The organism is Segatella copri, from assembly GCF_026015465.1.
Classification (GTDB): domain Bacteria; phylum Bacteroidota; class Bacteroidia; order Bacteroidales; family Bacteroidaceae; genus Prevotella; species Prevotella copri_E.
This window is the reverse complement of record NZ_JAPDUQ010000006.1, coordinates 18,412-35,506: the sequence shown is the minus strand read 5'-3', so window position 1 is coordinate 35,506 and position 17,095 is coordinate 18,412. Positions and strand designations below refer to the sequence as shown.

Below are 17,095 nucleotides of genomic sequence, written 5' to 3'. Positions count from 1 at the left end.
ATTTTAAAATTCTTTACTTAACCATGATTTTATAAGTCTTGCTGCCACGCTTCACGATGTTCAGACCCTTCTGCAGACCATTGGTACGACGACCATTCGCATCATAGTATTCTGCATTGGCATCGTTGCTGATAGCGTTGAGGTTGTCAATGGCAGTAGTGCCATCACCCTTTCCGATGCTCAGCATGGCTGCTCTTGCCTGAGATGCTGTGGCTGGATGGATGTATGCACGCATCGGTTTGATGCCCACGCCCTTGCCATCATTCAACTCAGAGACAAGCCAGAACTTATCCTTACCAATGATGTAGTCGTTTTTGTCAAGACCCTGATTGCCATTGCCGCCAATCTTGGTGAATGAACCTACGAGGTTGACATCTGAGGCAGTTTCTGCTACTGGCTTAGTAACGTTTGTTCCAGCTACTGGCTCTTTAACGATGCTTGCATCTTTTGTAGAAATGCTGAGTGTCTGCTCATCCTTATTCATCTTGAAGAGCACCGGAGTGCCGGCAGGGATTATGCCCTCTTCGCAACTCTCAAGAGTGATGCATTCATTATCATTGTCAATACCTGTGAGACGATAGAATTTACATTCTGTTTCCTTGCTCTGGTCAATGGCGAAAGGCAAGCAGAGCGTTCCCCATTTAGAACCTTCAGGGATATCTCGGCTGTAAGATGCATTCTTGGCTGCGAACGGCTCATAAGCCACGAAATCCTTGCCGTCTTCAAGAATAAGATTCTCCGTAGTAAGAGCTTCTCCCGCTGCACCTATCTTCTTCTCACCATTCTTACCTACCAGCTTGGTGAAATAGCCAGTCTTATAGTTAGCGTATTCGTTACCGTCCTTGCCTGAGTCACTGATATAATCTATAAAACCTTTAAGGTTTGTGCAGCCAGAGAACATATCACTACCCCCAAAAACCTGGTCCGTAACAAACTTATCGCTGGCGAAGATAGTTTGGAGAGTTGAGCAACCAGAGAACATAAAGGACATATCTTCCACGCGCTCTGTATTGAAATTAGAGAGGTCGAGCAAAGAGAGTCCTTCACAGCCCAGAAACATATCTGTCATATCTTCCACGTTCTGAGTATTGAAGTTAGAGACGTCGAGCGAGGTAAGCGCATAGCAGCAAACGAACATATCTCTCATGTCCGTCACATTCTGGGTATTCAGATTCTCAATACCATCAATTTCGGTCAGATAAAAGCAATCTGCGAACCACCTACAACAGCTCGTTGGTCTTGCATTGGCAAACGAAGCATCGAAGACCACCTTCTTGATATTTGCTCTTTGGGCATCCCACCCCGGATTGTTAGATTCCACATTAAGGTCATAAGCTCCTGCTGGCTTTACTCCCTTGTAGCGGAATGTAAGAGTTCCAGTAGCATTGTCAAACTCGGCATACCCACATCCACCAGGAGTAAAATAACCATCCGGGCCGCAGTAGGCATAGGCGTGGTCGGTCTTGCTATCGCTATAATCTTTGAGACTTTTGCAACCAGTGAACATATCTAAACCGTACTTAACATTGTCCGTATCAAACTTGTCGCTGGCGTAGATGGTTGTGAGAGCGGAGCAGCCATAGAACATATTGTTCATATACGTCACCTTCGCTGTGTTGAAGTTAGTGAGGTCGAGAGATTCGAGAGCGGAGCAGCCATTGAACATCATGTACATATTCACCACCTTCGCTGTGTTGAAGTTAGTGAGGTCGAGAGATTTGAGAGCGGAGCAGCCATTGAACATACTGTCCATAAAATCCACATTCGCTGTGTTGAAGTTAGTGAGGTCGAGAGAGGTGAGAGCGGAGCAGCCATAGAACATATTGCCCATATTCACCACCTTCGCTGTGTTGAATTTAGTGAGGTCGAGAGAAGTGAGAGCGGAGCAGCCATAGAACATAAAGCTCATATCCGTCACCTTCGCTGTGTTGAAGTTAGTGAGGTCGAGAGATTTGAGAGCGGAGCAGCCTTCGAACATATAGTACATAAACTCCACATTCGCTGTGTTGAAGTTAGTGAGGTCGAGAGAGGTGAGAGCGGAGCAGCCATAGAACATATTGCCCATATCCGTCACCTTCGCTGTATTGAAGTTAGTGAGGTCGAGAGATTTGAGAGCGGAGCAGCCATTGAACATATTGTCCATAAACTCCACATTCGCTGTATTCAAATATTCAAGGCCTGAAATTGTTTCCAAGGTTTCGCAGCCTCCAAAGAATTCACTCAACGATGTAGGAGCGTAAGTCTTGAAACTCTCATCGAAAACGATATTCTTGATACTACTGTAATTAGTGCACACATTTTGCACCATATCGATGTTATCTACCACAGCCATACGGCTTAAATCAAGACCTTCCAGATTGTCTGAAGTGATTTTTTTGAAAGTCAATGTAGAGTTCGTAGCAACGTAGTCTGCAACATATTCAGAAAAAGTGGTTGCTGTTTTCAGATCGTATATGCATGTGCGGTCGGCATTTTCATTATCTGAGCCGTCTTTTGTGTAAGACAACTTCAAAGAATGCTTGCCAACAGATAATAATTCTTTAATCTCTATTTGATTTATTTCGCTAATCGTCCAAGACTTTTTGTTATCTAAAGTAATAGTGGCTTCATCAAATTCTTCTGAAGAAACGAGATACTTAAACATCAATAACATAGGCTTTTCTACAGTGAAATTGACTACAGTCTCTGAAGAACTTCCGTCCACATGATAATTACTTGACATCAGTCCCTTGCTACCATCAGGAATAGTGAAGCCAAGATCCTTCATTCCATCTGCGTTCAAGTCCAGCTCCTGCCAAGGATAACTGCCATTGTCAGTAATGGTAACATCGGTTATACCCTCCAAGCCTTTGAACAAAACATAGCGAGGGTCTTCTGTTGTGGTCTGCGCCACCATATTGGCAGGCAGAAGCAACAACATAAACAACATCAATGGGAACAGAGCAAATCTACAGAATTTTGCCCCCCCATAGTTCATACGGTCGGCATGCGACCCATTGAATTGATTGGTATTTTTTTTCATAAATTAATATTATATTTGTTATTTAAATTTTTCTGCTTATTGTTAAGCTCACTCCAGAAAATACAAGAGATTTGTCAGGCTGATAAAAATGGATGCAAACAGCAAATAGATATAAAAGCGTTCTCTCTTGATGAAATCACAGAAGCTGTAGCGAGCCTTGTAGTTCTCATCAAGATACATCCTGTAGTCTTGAACCATGGCATAGCTCATGACCAGGGCGAAAATCAGAAGAAACAATGCCACGAAAAAAATGGCTTGTTCTTCTTTCGTGAAAGTCTGAATTATATTTTCCATGGTGCAAATATAGGGTTTTTCTTTCAAAAAAGGTGTCTACTTGCCCCACTTAGGTGTCTACTTCCTACAAAATAGGTGTCTACTTGGTGGGGGAAGTAGACACCTAAGGCGTGATTTTATTGTATTTTCGCTCTCCAGACAGTTGGGGAGCAACCTTCTTTCTCTTTGAATATGCGATAGAGATAGGAGCGTGAAGAGAAGCCACATTCGGCAGAAATGATGTCGTTGTTGTAGTCGGGATAGTCGAGCATCATCTTCTTTGCTGCCTCAAAACGTACCTCGGCAAGCCAGATGCGGAAGGTAGAGTTAAGGCATGAAGTGAAGTAGCGTGATAACTCGTTCTTGGAAATGTTCAGCGAGCGTGACAGGGTGAACATGTTTACTGTGGTGTCTTTGTAGCCCAAATCAGCACACCACTTGTCGAGCTTCTCCTTGATGAACATCTGACGCTCCTGAGAAATTGACTGTAAGTTTTCTTTACTATCGGCAGACTCTGCATTCTGCACATCGGAGCTTTCCAAAGATGCTCCCCCATTTTCTGTTTCTTCATCTGCTATGGCTGCGCTTTCTTCTTCCTCCTTATCCAAGAGTTCCTCGGTAGGAACGTAATTGTAGCCCAAAGCCACGAAACTCAGGTTGAAGAAAAGGATAGAGAGCAGAGCCAACGGTCCTATTATATATAATAAGGTGGTAGAGAGGATGACGAAAGGCATGGTAAGGGCAGAGAAGAACAGGGCGAAGACACTGGCTCGGGCATATCGCACGTAGGGCAGCATGTCGCCACCAGTCATCAGCTCTAACATTTTCTTGCGTTTCCGCATCTCAATCATAATCATATAGATGCAATACGCTACGTTTGCGCCGAACAATACGAGCATCGCATAGAGCCAGTAGCCAATGTTAAGACTTCCGCTATTGCTGTAGCCTATGCAGAAAACTGCAATGATGGCGGCATAAATGCAAGCGCAGACGATGTTCATCTTTCGGCGGTTGGCATGGGTCGCCTCAATGTTGTATATGCCCATGGAGATAGTGGTGAAGCATGGGGTATAGACAAGAATGTTGAAAATAGCTCCCAAGTTATCGCTTTTCGCACGAAAACCCAAGAGCATCTGCAAGAGATATTGTATGGCAAGTCCCGTCATACCTGCAAGTATCAGCCAACGTGACCACTCATAGCGTCGGTTGGTCCACTTCATGTGCAGGTGGGTGATGCCGAGGATAAGGGCATTGATGAGCATGAAGATGAAACATGCAAACTGAAGGAAATATAAAGAGTCTATCATTCTTTGATACATTTTTTGTTCAACAAATCGTTTACATCCACTTTCAGTAAATCTGAAATCCGCTTGCAAAAGTACGAAAATAATTTCAGAAAAAGGTAAAATATTCTCAAAACATTTACAAAACATGCAAATAATTGATTGAACTTTCGCATGTGGTTCAAGTACGGGCTGAAGGCCCAAAAGAGCGTGTGGATCTTACTTGCGAAAGTTCAGTGGGCTTATAAACTCTAGAAAAAAAAAGAATCTATGAAAAAGTATGATAAAACATGAGCAAGTATGAGCAACTGTGAGTTGACCCCTCACCGATTTCGTATCTTTGCATTGTGGTTCAGAGATAACATCTCATACCACCAAGAGGCAATGCGCAGCGCCCCCTACAACACAAACACAATTTATTAACCTTAAAAATGAAGACACTATGATTCTGTACACATTGAAGAAGTATGTCAATGAGAAGTTGAGCGCCGCTTACGGCAAGTTTTTCGCCTACCCTGTAGTCACCCAGACCTATGGTCTTGATGAACTCGCAGAGCACATGGAAAGTCACAACACCCCGTTCTCAAAGGGAGCCATCAAGGGTATGCTCACCGACATGGTGAGCTGCGTAAGAGAACTGGTTCTGCAGGGTATCGCCGTGAAGATTCCCGACCTCGCCATTTTCAGCATCGGCATCAAGAACAAGGAAGGTGCTGCCTCCGAGAAGGAGTTCAGCATCACCAAGAACATTGCCGGACTGAAGCTCCGTGCCCGTGGCACCGGTGAGTTCAAGGCAAACAGTCTGAACCTCGATGCATCCCTGAAGAAGGCCACAGCCGTAACAGGAGATGTTACTCCACCAGACGGCGGTAAGGACAACACAGGCGATACTACCCAGGGTGGCGACTCAACCCAGACTGGCGGATCAGGCAATACCGGGAGCAGCGGCTCCGATGGTAGCGATGGTCTGGAGTAGCCCCCTCGCCAGTAGATGAAGAAAGAAGGTTTTAGACAGGATGCAGTCCGGGATTCGGCTATAGCACCCCCGGCTATTCATCAATATAGCAAGCATCATTGAAACACGCGCTATCAAGCCCATCTGCTCATCCTGTCAGCCTTCCTTCTCCAGTATCGCCCGGATATAGAAAATCCGAGCCCCCAATCCATTTATTAACCTTAAATCAAATGAAAATGAAAAGAGAAACACTCAAGAAAATTCTGAATTTCGTCATTACCGTTCTCACCGCCGTAGCCTCTGCCTTTTGTGTGCAGAGCTGCCAGTAGTATCAACCCTTTAAAGATTCAGCACTATGAAAAACACAAGAAAAATATCACTTATTGTCATCCACTGTTCTGCCACCCGCGTCACACAGGACTTCACCTTCGAAAAGCTCGAAGCCTGTCATTTAGCCCGTGGTTTCCGCAGTATCGGTTATCACTATTACATCACGAAAGACGGCGTCATCTACCCCGGACGTCCCGAATCAGAAATCGGTGCCCACGCCCGCCATTTCAATGCACACAGTATCGGCATCTGTTACGAAGGCGGACTCGACGCCGACGGCAATCCGGCAGATACCCGTACGAAGGCTCAGAAGCAGTCGCTCCAGAATCTCCTGACGAGTCTGTGCGTAGACTATCCCGAAGCCGAGATCCTAGGTCATCGTGATCTCCCGAACGTCCACAAGTCCTGTCCCTGCTTCAGTGTTCAGGCTTGGCTGAATGAAATCAATTTCCACATTTAGCCCTCTATTCTGTTGATATTGTTCATACTTTATTATTTTTTCTACTCTATCCCCCAATCTTAAGTGATTAAGGTTGGGGGATTTTTTTGTCTCCTTTATTTCAGAAAGCGTTAGAAAGGGCAAAAGCTTTGTTTATTGCCCGGTATTTTAAAGCTTTTGCCCTTATAGGGCGCATTGTTGACTGCCATTATACCCAGGGCGATGCCCTGGGCTAGGAGCTTCTGCCCTTTCTATTATATTTGCACTTGGAAAAATAAAGAGGTAAAAATCTTTATATCTGCAAACTTTTGTTAACTTTGCAGAAAATTAGATAAGTACAATAAAAAAAGAAGAATACTCCATATCCAGCGTTAACCCTGTGCCCTTTCTAGCATAGTAAAGGCTTAGCCCTGTTTGGGGAACTGGATATTTTCTGAACAGAAGCTTGAGAGTAAATTAGCCTGCTTGTGTAGAACAAGACAGGACTCGTAGTATAGTTGTAGCCGCTCAGAACGGAGCACCCTTCTTATTAAAAACTTTATTCAATATGCAAATATACGGAATAGATTTGGCAAAAGAGAAATTTGACGTAAGTTTTTTCGACTTGACATCAAAAAAAGTATCAAACCAACCTTCACATAAGGTTGTAAAGAACAATTTTAAGAGTATCGGAAGGTTTTTAGAAACCCTTCCAAGCGATGCTGTATTGGTTGCTGAGCATACCGGAGTTTATGGTGATACTCTCTTGAAGTGCTGCATGGATAGCAATGTGAAGATTGCCTTTGTGGGTGGATATGTCATCCATAGATACAGAGCTACACCTGACCGTGCCAAGACGGATGTCCTGGATTGTGCACTGCTCAGAGATTTTGGAGAGAGATATCCTGATAAGCTGAAATACAAGACGTTTCCAGAAGAGGCTCTATATGAGCTTCGTCAATTGGCACGCCACCGAGAAATGCTCGTAGAACAGCGTAAGCAGCTAATAACAGCCGACAAGAGCGAGGATTGTCGTCCTATCAGAAGTCTTGCCGTCAAGCGAAGCATGGACCGCATCAAAGAGATGTTGGACACGGAAATTGCAGAGACGGAAAAAGAAATGTTGAAAGTCATAAATGGACATGAGAGCATTCGCCACAACTATGAGCTTGTTAAAAGTGTCGATGGAGTTGGGCTGATTACCGCAGTAGAACTATTGGTAAAAACAGAGAATTTCACAAAAATAACTACAGCGCGCCAATATGCTGCTTATGCAGGAACTGCGCCATACGAAAAATCATCGGGGAAAATGGACAAGGGAGCACATATATCCAAGATTGGTAATAGACGGTCAAAGACCTTGTTGTACATCTGCGCAGAAAGCGCCAGATTGCACAACAAGGAGATTAAACTGTACTACGAGAGACGTACTTTAATAGATAAAAAGCCGCGTCATTATGTGCTAAATGCCATAGCAAACAAGTTGCTAAGGATCATATTCACCCTCGTGGAAAAAGGTGAATACTATGACGCAAACTTCATTAGGCAAGACCCAAGGGTCGTTAAATATAATTAACGTTAAAAAATACGCTCAAAGCTTGCTCAATTAGAGTAAAACAGGGCGTGTGGGACAAAACTTGCGAAAGTTCGGTTAAATAATGTAAAAAAGTAGCGTAATACTAAACTTTATATGTACTTTTGCATCGAATTATATAAAAATAAGAAACAAATTAAAGAGGAAATATAAAAAAGAAGAAAGGATATGAAGATGAAAAGAATCATATTGACACTCACTATGCTGGTGGCTCTTGTAGCTACTGCATCTGCTCAGGCAGAGATTAAGTTCGACAAACTGATACACAACTTCGGTTCGTTCGAAGAGTCAAATCCGGTACAGAAGGCTACCTTTACCTTCACCAATGTAGGCAACAAGCCTTTGATTATCAACCAGGCTATTGCCAGCTGCGGCTGCACCGTACCTTCTTATACCAAGAAGCCTATCGCTCCAGGCGAGAAGGGACAGATTAGTGTTACCTATAACGGCAAGGGCATGTTCCCTGGTCATTTCAAGAAGAGCATCACCGTCCGTTCTAACGGCAATGTAGAAATGTCACGTCTTTATATAGAAGGTGTTATGACAGAAAAGAAATAATCTAGCTCAATACATATTTAAAAGTAAGCATGATTTTCTATTTCTCCGGAACTGGAAATACCAAGTGGGCAGCAGCCAGACTGGCAGCGGCTACACACGAAGACTTGATTCCTATCGCCCCCTATATGCGGGCGGACGATTCAAGCCACAATATAGCCGAGCCGTTTATTCTGAAAGAGAATGAACGGCTCGGATTCGTTTTCCCCGTACATGGCTGGAGAGTTCCACGCCTTGTAAGGGAGTTTATCAGGAAGATGAAGATACGGAGAGAAACTCCTGATGCTACAGCTGAAGACAAGGAGACGTTCAGGAAACATCCTTTCGCCTATTGCGTCTGTACAGCAGGCGACAGCATCGGACTCACCATCGAAAACCTCAACGATACGATTGCGCTGAATGCATCGCTTCTGGCATTGGGTATTACGGAGGTAAAATCCTCCTACTCTCTCATCATGCCGGAATCTTATGTAGGACTTCCTTTCATGGATGTTGATCCGAAGGAACGCGAAGTTCGTAAAAAATCGAAATCGGCACAGGAACTGGCGGTTATCTGCGAAGAGATATTCGACAGGAAAGAGGGAGTGAACCGTCTGGTAAAAGGTCCTATCCCCTGGTTCTTCACCAAGGTTGTGGGCGGATTCTTTGAGAAGGTGCTCATCACCGACAAGCGATTTCATGTAGAGAAAGACAAGTGCGTGAAGTGTGGCATCTGTGCCAACGTCTGTCCTGTAGGCGATATCAAGGGCGGTCATGGAGAATATCCGGAATGGCTGCATCACAAGGATTGCCTCACCTGCTTTACCTGCTATCACCATTGTCCGCATCACGCCATCGAGTTTGGTCACCAGACTCAGAAGAAAGGACAATACTTTTATAAATAATCCCCCATCTATCCTAACTGTTTATGAAGAAGACAATCATCTCTCTGGCGCTCGCCTTCCTGGGCATCGCCAATCTCTATGCCGTAAAGGCTAAACCGGGCATCGCCAAGATTATGCTGGCTGATGGAACCGTAGCATGTGCTACCCTGCATGGCGACGAAACCTTCCACTACTACATGCTGCTGGACGGTACGCCCCTGCGGGAAACCCAAGACGGAAAATACGAAAAGATAACTGCTGAAGAGCTGAACACCCGAAAGACCCGTGCTTTCTCTTCAGAGAATCTTACAAGAGCTTCAGAAATAGGAACCGTGAGCCCAAGCTATTTCCCTCATAAGGGAAGTCCGAAGGCATTGGTACTCCTGGTGCAGTTTCAGGATGTGAAGTTCAAGAGTAAGGATCCGGTTGCTACATTCAACCATTACCTCAACGGAAAGAAAGGAGAAGCTATGCCTGAGGCTGATAAAGAAGTGTTTATCACCGACGAGACTTACTGCCAGAACTACGGCAGCGTACAGCAGTATTTCGCTGACATGAGCGATAACCAGTTTATACCACAGTTTGACGTAGTGGGTCCTGTTACGGTAAGCAAGAATTCAGCTTATTATGGCAAGAACGGAGTTGACGACGGAAGTGACACCAACTTTCCTCAGATGATAAAGGAAGCTTGCCAGCAGGTAAACGCCAAGGTTAACTTTGCCGATTACGACAGCGACGGCGACGGATATGTAGACCTCGTATATGTAATCTATGCCGGCTATTCTGAAAGCATCTCAGGTAATTCTGGCGATTGTCTCTGGCCGAAATCGGGTACCGTAGGAGTGGGAACCTATGACGGGAAATACGTATCCCGATTCGGCATCAACAACGAGCTGAACAATAAGCCTGCAGATACCCAAGACGGCAAATACTACATCAATGGTATCGGTCTCTTCTGCCATGAGTTTTCGCATACCCTCGGTTTGCCAGACATCTATCCGACCAACAACCTCACAAACCATAACCAGAGTCCTGAATATTGGGACGTCATGGATATGGGCAGTTATCAGGCTAACGGCTACCAGCCTATCCCCTATTCTCCATGGGAGAAGAGCATCGTAGGATGGAAACAGCCTACCCTCCTTTCGGATACCGAGGCGCAGCAGATAAAGCTGGAACCATACGACAAGGCATCGGATGCATACAAGATTATAGCCAACAGCCAGGGCGAATACCTGCTGCTGCAGAATATCAGAAACGAGGGATGGTACAAGGAGGCTCTGGGTTACGGATTGCTGGTATGGCGCATCGACTACGATGAATTGCCATCGGTTAATCTGTTTGATAATCCCAACAACACGACAGGTAAGCCAAGGGTAATGATTGTTCCTGCAGACGGAATGGTATACAACAGCTATAACAAGAAAGTTAGCGATGCTGATATTATAACGAGTCTTCAGAACGACCCGTTCCCAACCTACAAGGCGGGCTCTGCTACAGAGTATGAGGTGAACAGTCTGACCAGTATCACCCTGAACAACAGTGTTGATACGAGTCATCCGCTCTACAACATCACAAAGGATGAAGCAACCGGTCTGGTAACCTTCGATTATCTCAAGAACTTCTCTCCTACCGGAATCTCTTCGGTCATCATCGGTAAAGACAGACCGACAGCATACTTTGATCTGGAAGGCAGAAAGGTTTCTGTTCCACAAAAGGGCAAGATTTACATCACCAGCAAGGGACAGAAGATAATATTCTAAACGAAAGATAAGGCACGGATTACACGGATTACACGGATTTTTACAAAACCATAAATATGGTTTATTGGCATTAGCGCCATAAATCCGTGTAATCCGCGTAATCCGTGCCTAATTTATAAATTCCCTTGCTTTTTAATATATTCTAGGACCGAAGATGGTGGTACCTACACGAACCATCGTGCTGCCGTGCTTGACGGCAATATGATAATCGTGACTCATACCCCAGCTACGCTCGCAGAAAGCATCATCATCAGCAAAATATCTGGCCTTTATCTCATCAAAGAACCGGGCAGCCTCATCAAACTCCTGAGCAATCTGCTGCTCATCGTCTGTATTAGATGCCATCATCATGAAGCCACAAATCTGCACATGCTTCATCTCCCGCCATTCGCCTGCCTCCAGGAGTTCGCGGCAAGCATCAAGAGAAAGACCCGATTTGGTATCTTCCTCTGCCAGATGAAGTTCCAGAAGAACCTTCACCACACGATTGTGCTTGGCAGCCTGCTTCTCAATCTCCTTGAGAAGTTTCAGACTGTCTACCGATTCAATCATCGAGATATAAGGTGCGATATACTTCACCTTATTGGTCTGCAGATGACCGATGAAATGCCACTCGATGTCCTCAGGCAGCGAAGCCACCTTCCTGGCGAGTTCCTGTTCGTGACTCTCGCCGAAGATACGCTGTCCTTCAGCATAAGCCTCCTCGATATACTCGTTGGGATGGAACTTGCTGATGGCAACAAGACGGACGCCGGCAGGCAAGCTGCCCAGCACCTCATGGAGATTTCCTTTTACATCATACATAGTTCAATTATTTTTGCTCCTCGTATTCAGGCACATCATTCTTCTCCTCTTTCTTCTCGTTAGGAGCATGGTGCTCGAATACATCCATGAGTTTGGTTTCGTTCAAACCAATCACATCATAATCAATCATCGTCTTGCCCATCACCTCATCAATATAACGGAGGGCACGGGCGAGAGACTTAGCCTGAACAAGATAAGTAACATTGCTGCGCTTCTCCTTCTCACTCTTCTCATCAATCGTGATGAACTGGAGTTTAGCCTTATACCACTTATCATCATCATCCACATCGCTGAAGAAGATTTCGCCGTAGCCAGCCTTACCGATACCGCTCACCTTCAACTCGCCGCTTACATAAACCGACATCTCATCGATGATGGCGCTCTCAGCCTCGGTAAAGCTCAAAGCATCTACTACGTATGCTTCAGAGACAACCTTTTCTGAACCATCCTCCATTGTCTTCTGATATTTCACTTTGGTCTCAAACCATGTACTTGTTCTACTTCTCATAATTTTCTTCTTACTTATTTTAATTAATTAGTATAATCTTATAACAATTCTTGAAATTAAGTGCAAAGTTATAAAAAAGAAAGCAAAGAGCGACATATTTAAAGAGTTTTTAATCAAAAAATAAAATTTAACCGAAAGTTATTCTCAATTCTCATCTAATTTTCTTATCTTTGCAGCCGATTAGCGTAAATTGAAAAGACCAGAAGGTCATAGAATTCAATTTTCGACACGGATAATTAATAGAAAGAAACAATATTTTAAGATGCCAGAAATATCTGTACGCGGTCTTGAAATGCCAGAGTCACCTATCAGAAAGTTGGCTCCTCTGGCTGCCGCAGCAAAAAAACGTGGAGTAAAGGTATATCACCTCAACATCGGTCAGCCTGACCTTCCAACTCCTCAATGTGGCCTAGATGCCCTGAAGCATATAGACCGCACGGTCTTGGAGTATTCTCCAAGTCAGGGCTATCTCAGCTATCGCGAGAAGCTTGTAGATTACTATAAGAAATTCAACATCAACGTAACTGCCGATGATATCATCATTACATCGGGAGGTTCTGAGGCTGTACTCTTCTCTTTCATGAGCTGCCTCAACCCTGGCGACGAGATTATCGTACCAGAACCAGCTTACGCTAACTATATGGCGTTTGCCATCTCGGCGGGTGCCAAGATCCGTACCATCGCCACAACGATAGAAGAAGGTTTCTCCCTGCCTAAGGTGGAGAAGTTTGAGGAGCTGATTAATGAGCGCACCCGTGCCATTCTGATCTGCAATCCTAACAACCCTACGGGCTATCTCTATACCCGCAGAGAGATGAATCAGATTCGTGACCTGGTGAAGAAGTACGACCTCTATCTCTTCTCTGATGAGGTTTACCGTGAGTATATCTATACCGGCAGTCCTTATATCAGTGCGATGCACCTGGAAGGCATCGAGCAGAACACGGTTCTCATCGATTCTGTTTCGAAGCGTTACAGTGAGTGCGGTATCCGTGTGGGTGCCCTCATCACCAAGAATGCAGAAATCCGCAAGGCGGTGATGAAGTTCTGCCAGGCCCGTCTCTCTCCTCCACTGATTGGTCAGATTGTAGCCGAAGCTTCTCTGGATGCTCCTGAAGAGTACTACCGCGATGTATACGATGAGTATGTAGAGCGCCGTAAGTGCCTGATAGACGGCTTGAACCGCATTCCGGGCGTATACTCTCCTATTCCTATGGGAGCCTTCTACACCGTAGCCAAACTGCCTATCGATGATTCTGAAAAGTTCTGCCGCTGGTGTCTGGAGGAATTCAACTATGAGGGCGAAACCATCATGATGGCTCCAGCCTCCGGTTTCTATACAACTCCGGGAGCCGGCCACAATCAGGTTCGTGTAGCTTACGTCTTGAAGAAACACGATCTGGAGCGTGCCCTGATAGTTCTGGGTAAGGCGCTTGAGGCTTATCCGGGAAGAGTGGAAGACGAAGGACTGTAAGAAAGTGAAGAACGAAGAGTGAAGAGTGAAGAATACAACAGCTTCACTAATCATAAAGTTCAAAGATCAAAGTTCAAAATTCAAAGTAAAGATGAATTTTCCTCTATTTATAGCAAAGAGATTATATAGCGATCAGGGCGATAAACGTAAAGTTTCTCGCCCTGCTATTCATATAGCCACAGCAGGTGTTGCTATCGGACTCGCCATTATGATTATGTCGGTATGCGTTGTGCTCGGATTCAAGCATACCATACGCGACAAGGTAATAGGATTCGGAAGCCATATACAGGTGGCCGACTTCATGACGCTGCAGCAGCAAAACCAGTATCCGGTGGTTATGAACGACTCGATGGTCAACGTACTGAAAAAGATACCTGGCGTAAAACATGTGCAGAAATTTGCCATGAAAGAGGGAATCCTGAAGACGGACAGCGATTTCCTGGGCGTCATGTTCAAAGGTGTAGGACCTGATTTCGATTCTACCTTTATCCATCAGAACATGATTGAAGGCAGCATCCCTAAGTTTGATGACAAAGCGAGTCATAACCAGATTCTCATCTCACAGCTGATGGCTGATAAGTTGAAGTTGAAGACGGGAGAACGCATCTTTGCCTATTTCTTTGATGACAACGGAGTGCGTATGCGCCGCTTCACCATCAAGGGTATCTATCAGACCAACCTGAAGAAGTATGATGAGGTAATGGTATACACCGACCTCTATACTGCCGTGAAGCTGAACGGATGGGAAGAAGACCAGACGAGCGGTGCAGAACTGACAGTAAACGACTTCAACAAGCTCAACGAGACTGAAGATTATATTATTAATAAGGTGAACCGCACGGTAGATCACTATGGAGAAACCTACAGCAGTTCTACCATCAAGGACCTGAATCCAAACATCTTCCAATGGCTGAGCCTGATGGATCTGAATGTCTGGATAATTCTCGGTCTGATGCTGATAGTAGCCGGTGTCACCATGATCAGCGGTCTGCTCATCATCATTCTGGAACGCACCTCCATGATAGGCGTAATGAAGGCATTGGGTGCCCGCAACAAGACCATCCGCCACACCTTCCTGTGGTTTGCCGTCTTCATCATTGGCAAGGGTATGCTTCTGGGCAACACCATCGCCCTCGGCATTCTTACCCTCCAGTACTTTACAGGCATCATCAAACTCGATGCACAGACCTATTATGTAAGTACCGTTCCGGTAGAATTCAACTGGCTAGCCATCATAGCCCTGAACATTGCTACGCTGCTGATAAGCATCTTCATGCTCGTAGCACCAAGCTATCTGATTTCTCATATCCATCCAGCCAAATCAATGAGATATGAGTAAAATACAGTCTATAATACCACAATATGTAGACTAAAAAGGAAAAAAACTAATTATTTTATATAGTTTTTGAAAATAGTGCACATTTTATTTTGCAGTGTGCACTATTTTCATTATCTTTGCACAAAATTTTGTAAATTGTGCAATGAATTCAATACCAAGTTTTAACTCGTATATTGAGAACAGCATTATCAAGAATTGGAATCTGGATGCGCTCACCGATTACAAGGGCACAACCCTCCAATATCACGATATTGCCAGAAAGATTGAGAAGCTACACATCCTGTTCGAAAACAGCGATGTAAAGAAGGGCGACAAGATTGCCGTCTGCGGAAGAAATAGTAGCCAGTGGGCAGTAGCCTTCCTGGCCATTATTACTTACGGAGCCATTGTCGTACCTATACAGAACGAATTCAAGCCTGAGCAGATTCACAACATCGTGAACCACAGCGAAAGCAAACTTCTGTTCGTTGGTGACGTGGTAGCTACAGAGATAACACCAGAGGAGATGCCTTCGCTGGAAGGAATCATCTATCTTCCGGACAATTCGCTTGTCATCTCGCGCTCTGAGAAACTGACTTATGCGCGCGAGAACCTCAATGCAATGTTCGGACACAGATATCCTAAGTATTTCAGACCAGAACACGTGAAGTATCACGTAGACGATCCTGAAGAACTGGCAATGATCAACTATACCAGTGGAACTACCGGTTTCTCAAAAGGTGTGATGCTCCCATACAGAGCACTTTGGGGTAATCTTGACTACCTCATCGATTCAGTGAAACCTCATATAGGTAAGAACTGCAACATCCTTTCTACCCTTCCGATGGCTCACATGTATGGACTCATGACAGAATTTCTCTTCAATATAGTATTGGGTAACCATATCTTCTTCCTTACCCGTCTGCCGAGCCCAACGCTCATCTCAGAAGCGTTGTCAGAAATCAAGCCAGACATTCTCTATGCGGTGCCGCTTGTAGTAGACAAGATTGTAAGAAAGGAAGTATTCCCACATATCCAAACCAACCGTGCACGACTGCTGATGAACATGCCTGTCATCAATAAGCGCATCAAGGAGAAGGTTCGCGAGTTTGTATTGAGAAAGTTTGGCGAACGTCCTTGCGAGGTTGTTGTGGGTGGTGCTCCGCTCAACAAGGAGATAGAGAACTTCTTCATCAGCGTAGGTTTCCCTATCGCCATGGGATATGGTACCACTGAGACTGCTCCACTTATCACCTTTGCCCATCAGGACAATTATGTGGCAGGAAGCTGTGGTGTTGCCGTGAAGCACATGGAGGTAAAGGTTTTGAGCGATGACCCGGAGAACGTAGCCGGTGAACTGGTTTGCCGCGGCATCAATGTGATGAAGGGCTATTACAAGAACCAGGAGGCAACAGATGCCGTAATAGATAAAGACGGATGGTTCCATACAGGCGACCTGGCAACGATGGACGCCGACGGACATTTCTTCGTAAGAGGAAGAAGCAAGAACATGCTGCTGGGACCTAACGGACAGAACATCTATCCGGAAGAGATTGAGGACAAGCTCAACTCCATGGCTATGGTCAACGAGAGCATCGTAATACAGAACGATGACAAGCTGGTAGCTCTGGTTCATCCGGATATGGAAGAAGTTAACAACCTCGGCTTTACAGACGAAGACCTGGAGAACATCATGGAGCAGAACCGCAAGGAACTGAACTTGCAGATGCCTAGCTTCGCAAAGGTATCACGCATCAAACTTCATAATCAGGAATTTGAAAAGACAGCCAAGAAGTCTATCAAGCGTTACCTCTATCAGAACGCAATCTAGAGACAGGCCCTATCTGCTGACAGACCATCAGCAGATAAGGTCTATCATCAGCAAACAGACTTCAGTACGAGAAAAATATAAAAAAGCAAATCGTTAAATAACAA

At 44.9% G+C, this 17,095-nt stretch carries 15 protein-coding genes; 10 read left to right on the top strand and 5 right to left on the bottom strand.

What is annotated here, in order from left to right; all coding sequences use genetic code 11:
- Nucleotides 1-13 precede the first annotated feature (13 nt).
- The 3 genes from ONT08_RS15665 to ONT08_RS15655 form a co-directional block, all read right to left on the bottom strand.
- The gene (locus tag ONT08_RS15665; protein WP_264960414.1) at nucleotides 14-3,022 is read right to left on the bottom strand and encodes a BspA family leucine-rich repeat surface protein; all 3,009 of its coding nucleotides are present in this window, start codon (nucleotides 3,020-3,022) and stop codon (nucleotides 14-16) included.
- Nucleotides 3,023-3,070: 48 nt separating this feature from the next.
- The gene (locus tag ONT08_RS15660) at nucleotides 3,071-3,316 is read right to left on the bottom strand and encodes a hypothetical protein (protein ID WP_117587304.1); all 246 of its coding nucleotides are present in this window, start codon (nucleotides 3,314-3,316) and stop codon (nucleotides 3,071-3,073) included.
- Between the two features lie 116 nt (nucleotides 3,317-3,432).
- Entirely contained in the window at nucleotides 3,433-4,602 is a 1,170-nt protein-coding gene (locus ONT08_RS15655; protein ID WP_264960413.1) for a helix-turn-helix domain-containing protein, read from the bottom strand.
- A gap of 418 nt (nucleotides 4,603-5,020) precedes the next feature.
- Here ONT08_RS15655 and ONT08_RS15650 point away from each other — a divergent pair, with 418 nt between their 5' ends.
- From ONT08_RS15650 to ONT08_RS15620, 7 genes are all read left to right on the top strand, one after another.
- On the top strand, nucleotides 5,021-5,554 hold the full coding sequence (locus ONT08_RS15650; RefSeq protein WP_264960412.1) for a DNA-binding protein: 534 nt from the start codon (nucleotides 5,021-5,023) through the stop codon (nucleotides 5,552-5,554).
- Between the two features lie 215 nt (nucleotides 5,555-5,769).
- A complete protein-coding gene (locus tag ONT08_RS15645) occupies nucleotides 5,770-5,862 on the top strand; it encodes a smalltalk protein (RefSeq protein WP_167529916.1) in 93 nt (30 codons plus the stop codon).
- A 26-nt stretch (nucleotides 5,863-5,888) separates the two neighbouring features.
- The gene (locus ONT08_RS15640) at nucleotides 5,889-6,323 is read left to right on the top strand and encodes an N-acetylmuramoyl-L-alanine amidase (RefSeq protein ID WP_117587306.1); all 435 of its coding nucleotides are present in this window, start codon (nucleotides 5,889-5,891) and stop codon (nucleotides 6,321-6,323) included.
- A gap of 526 nt (nucleotides 6,324-6,849) precedes the next feature.
- Nucleotides 6,850-7,857 carry an IS110 family transposase gene (locus ONT08_RS15635; protein WP_119235899.1) on the top strand — a complete coding sequence of 336 codons (1,008 nt, stop codon included), beginning with the start codon at nucleotides 6,850-6,852 and terminating at the stop codon, nucleotides 7,855-7,857.
- A 192-nt stretch (nucleotides 7,858-8,049) separates the two neighbouring features.
- Nucleotides 8,050-8,433: a DUF1573 domain-containing protein gene (locus ONT08_RS15630; protein WP_117587320.1), complete on the top strand. Its 384-nt coding sequence runs from the start codon at nucleotides 8,050-8,052 to the stop codon at nucleotides 8,431-8,433.
- A gap of 29 nt (nucleotides 8,434-8,462) precedes the next feature.
- Nucleotides 8,463-9,314 carry an EFR1 family ferrodoxin gene (locus ONT08_RS15625; protein WP_117587307.1) on the top strand — a complete coding sequence of 284 codons (852 nt, stop codon included), beginning with the start codon at nucleotides 8,463-8,465 and terminating at the stop codon, nucleotides 9,312-9,314.
- A gap of 23 nt (nucleotides 9,315-9,337) precedes the next feature.
- A complete protein-coding gene (locus ONT08_RS15620; protein ID WP_264960411.1) occupies nucleotides 9,338-11,056 on the top strand; it encodes a M6 family metalloprotease domain-containing protein in 1,719 nt (572 codons plus the stop codon).
- A 132-nt stretch (nucleotides 11,057-11,188) separates the two neighbouring features.
- Here ONT08_RS15620 and ONT08_RS15615 read toward each other — a convergent pair whose 3' ends face one another.
- Together ONT08_RS15615 and ONT08_RS15610 are read right to left on the bottom strand one after the other, a co-directional pair.
- On the bottom strand, nucleotides 11,189-11,860 hold the full coding sequence (locus ONT08_RS15615; protein WP_264960410.1) for a YggS family pyridoxal phosphate-dependent enzyme: 672 nt from the start codon (nucleotides 11,858-11,860) through the stop codon (nucleotides 11,189-11,191).
- A gap of 7 nt (nucleotides 11,861-11,867) precedes the next feature.
- On the bottom strand, nucleotides 11,868-12,368 hold the full coding sequence (locus ONT08_RS15610; protein WP_117587310.1) for a DUF4494 domain-containing protein: 501 nt from the start codon (nucleotides 12,366-12,368) through the stop codon (nucleotides 11,868-11,870).
- A 262-nt stretch (nucleotides 12,369-12,630) separates the two neighbouring features.
- Between ONT08_RS15610 and ONT08_RS15605 the strand changes: the two genes are divergently transcribed.
- The 3 genes from ONT08_RS15605 (at nucleotide 12,631) to ONT08_RS15595 (ending at nucleotide 16,991) form a co-directional block, all read left to right on the top strand.
- Nucleotides 12,631-13,842: a pyridoxal phosphate-dependent aminotransferase gene (locus tag ONT08_RS15605; RefSeq protein ID WP_118085744.1), complete on the top strand. Its 1,212-nt coding sequence runs from the start codon at nucleotides 12,631-12,633 to the stop codon at nucleotides 13,840-13,842.
- 91 nt (nucleotides 13,843-13,933) lie between these two features.
- Nucleotides 13,934-15,181, top strand: a complete 1,248-nt coding sequence (locus tag ONT08_RS15600; protein WP_118201283.1) for an ABC transporter permease — start codon at nucleotides 13,934-13,936, stop codon at nucleotides 15,179-15,181.
- A gap of 142 nt (nucleotides 15,182-15,323) precedes the next feature.
- Nucleotides 15,324-16,991 (top strand): AMP-binding protein, encoded by a 1,668-nt coding sequence (locus tag ONT08_RS15595; protein ID WP_264960409.1) that lies wholly within the window; start codon nucleotides 15,324-15,326, stop codon nucleotides 16,989-16,991.
- Nucleotides 16,992-17,095 lie beyond the last annotated feature (104 nt).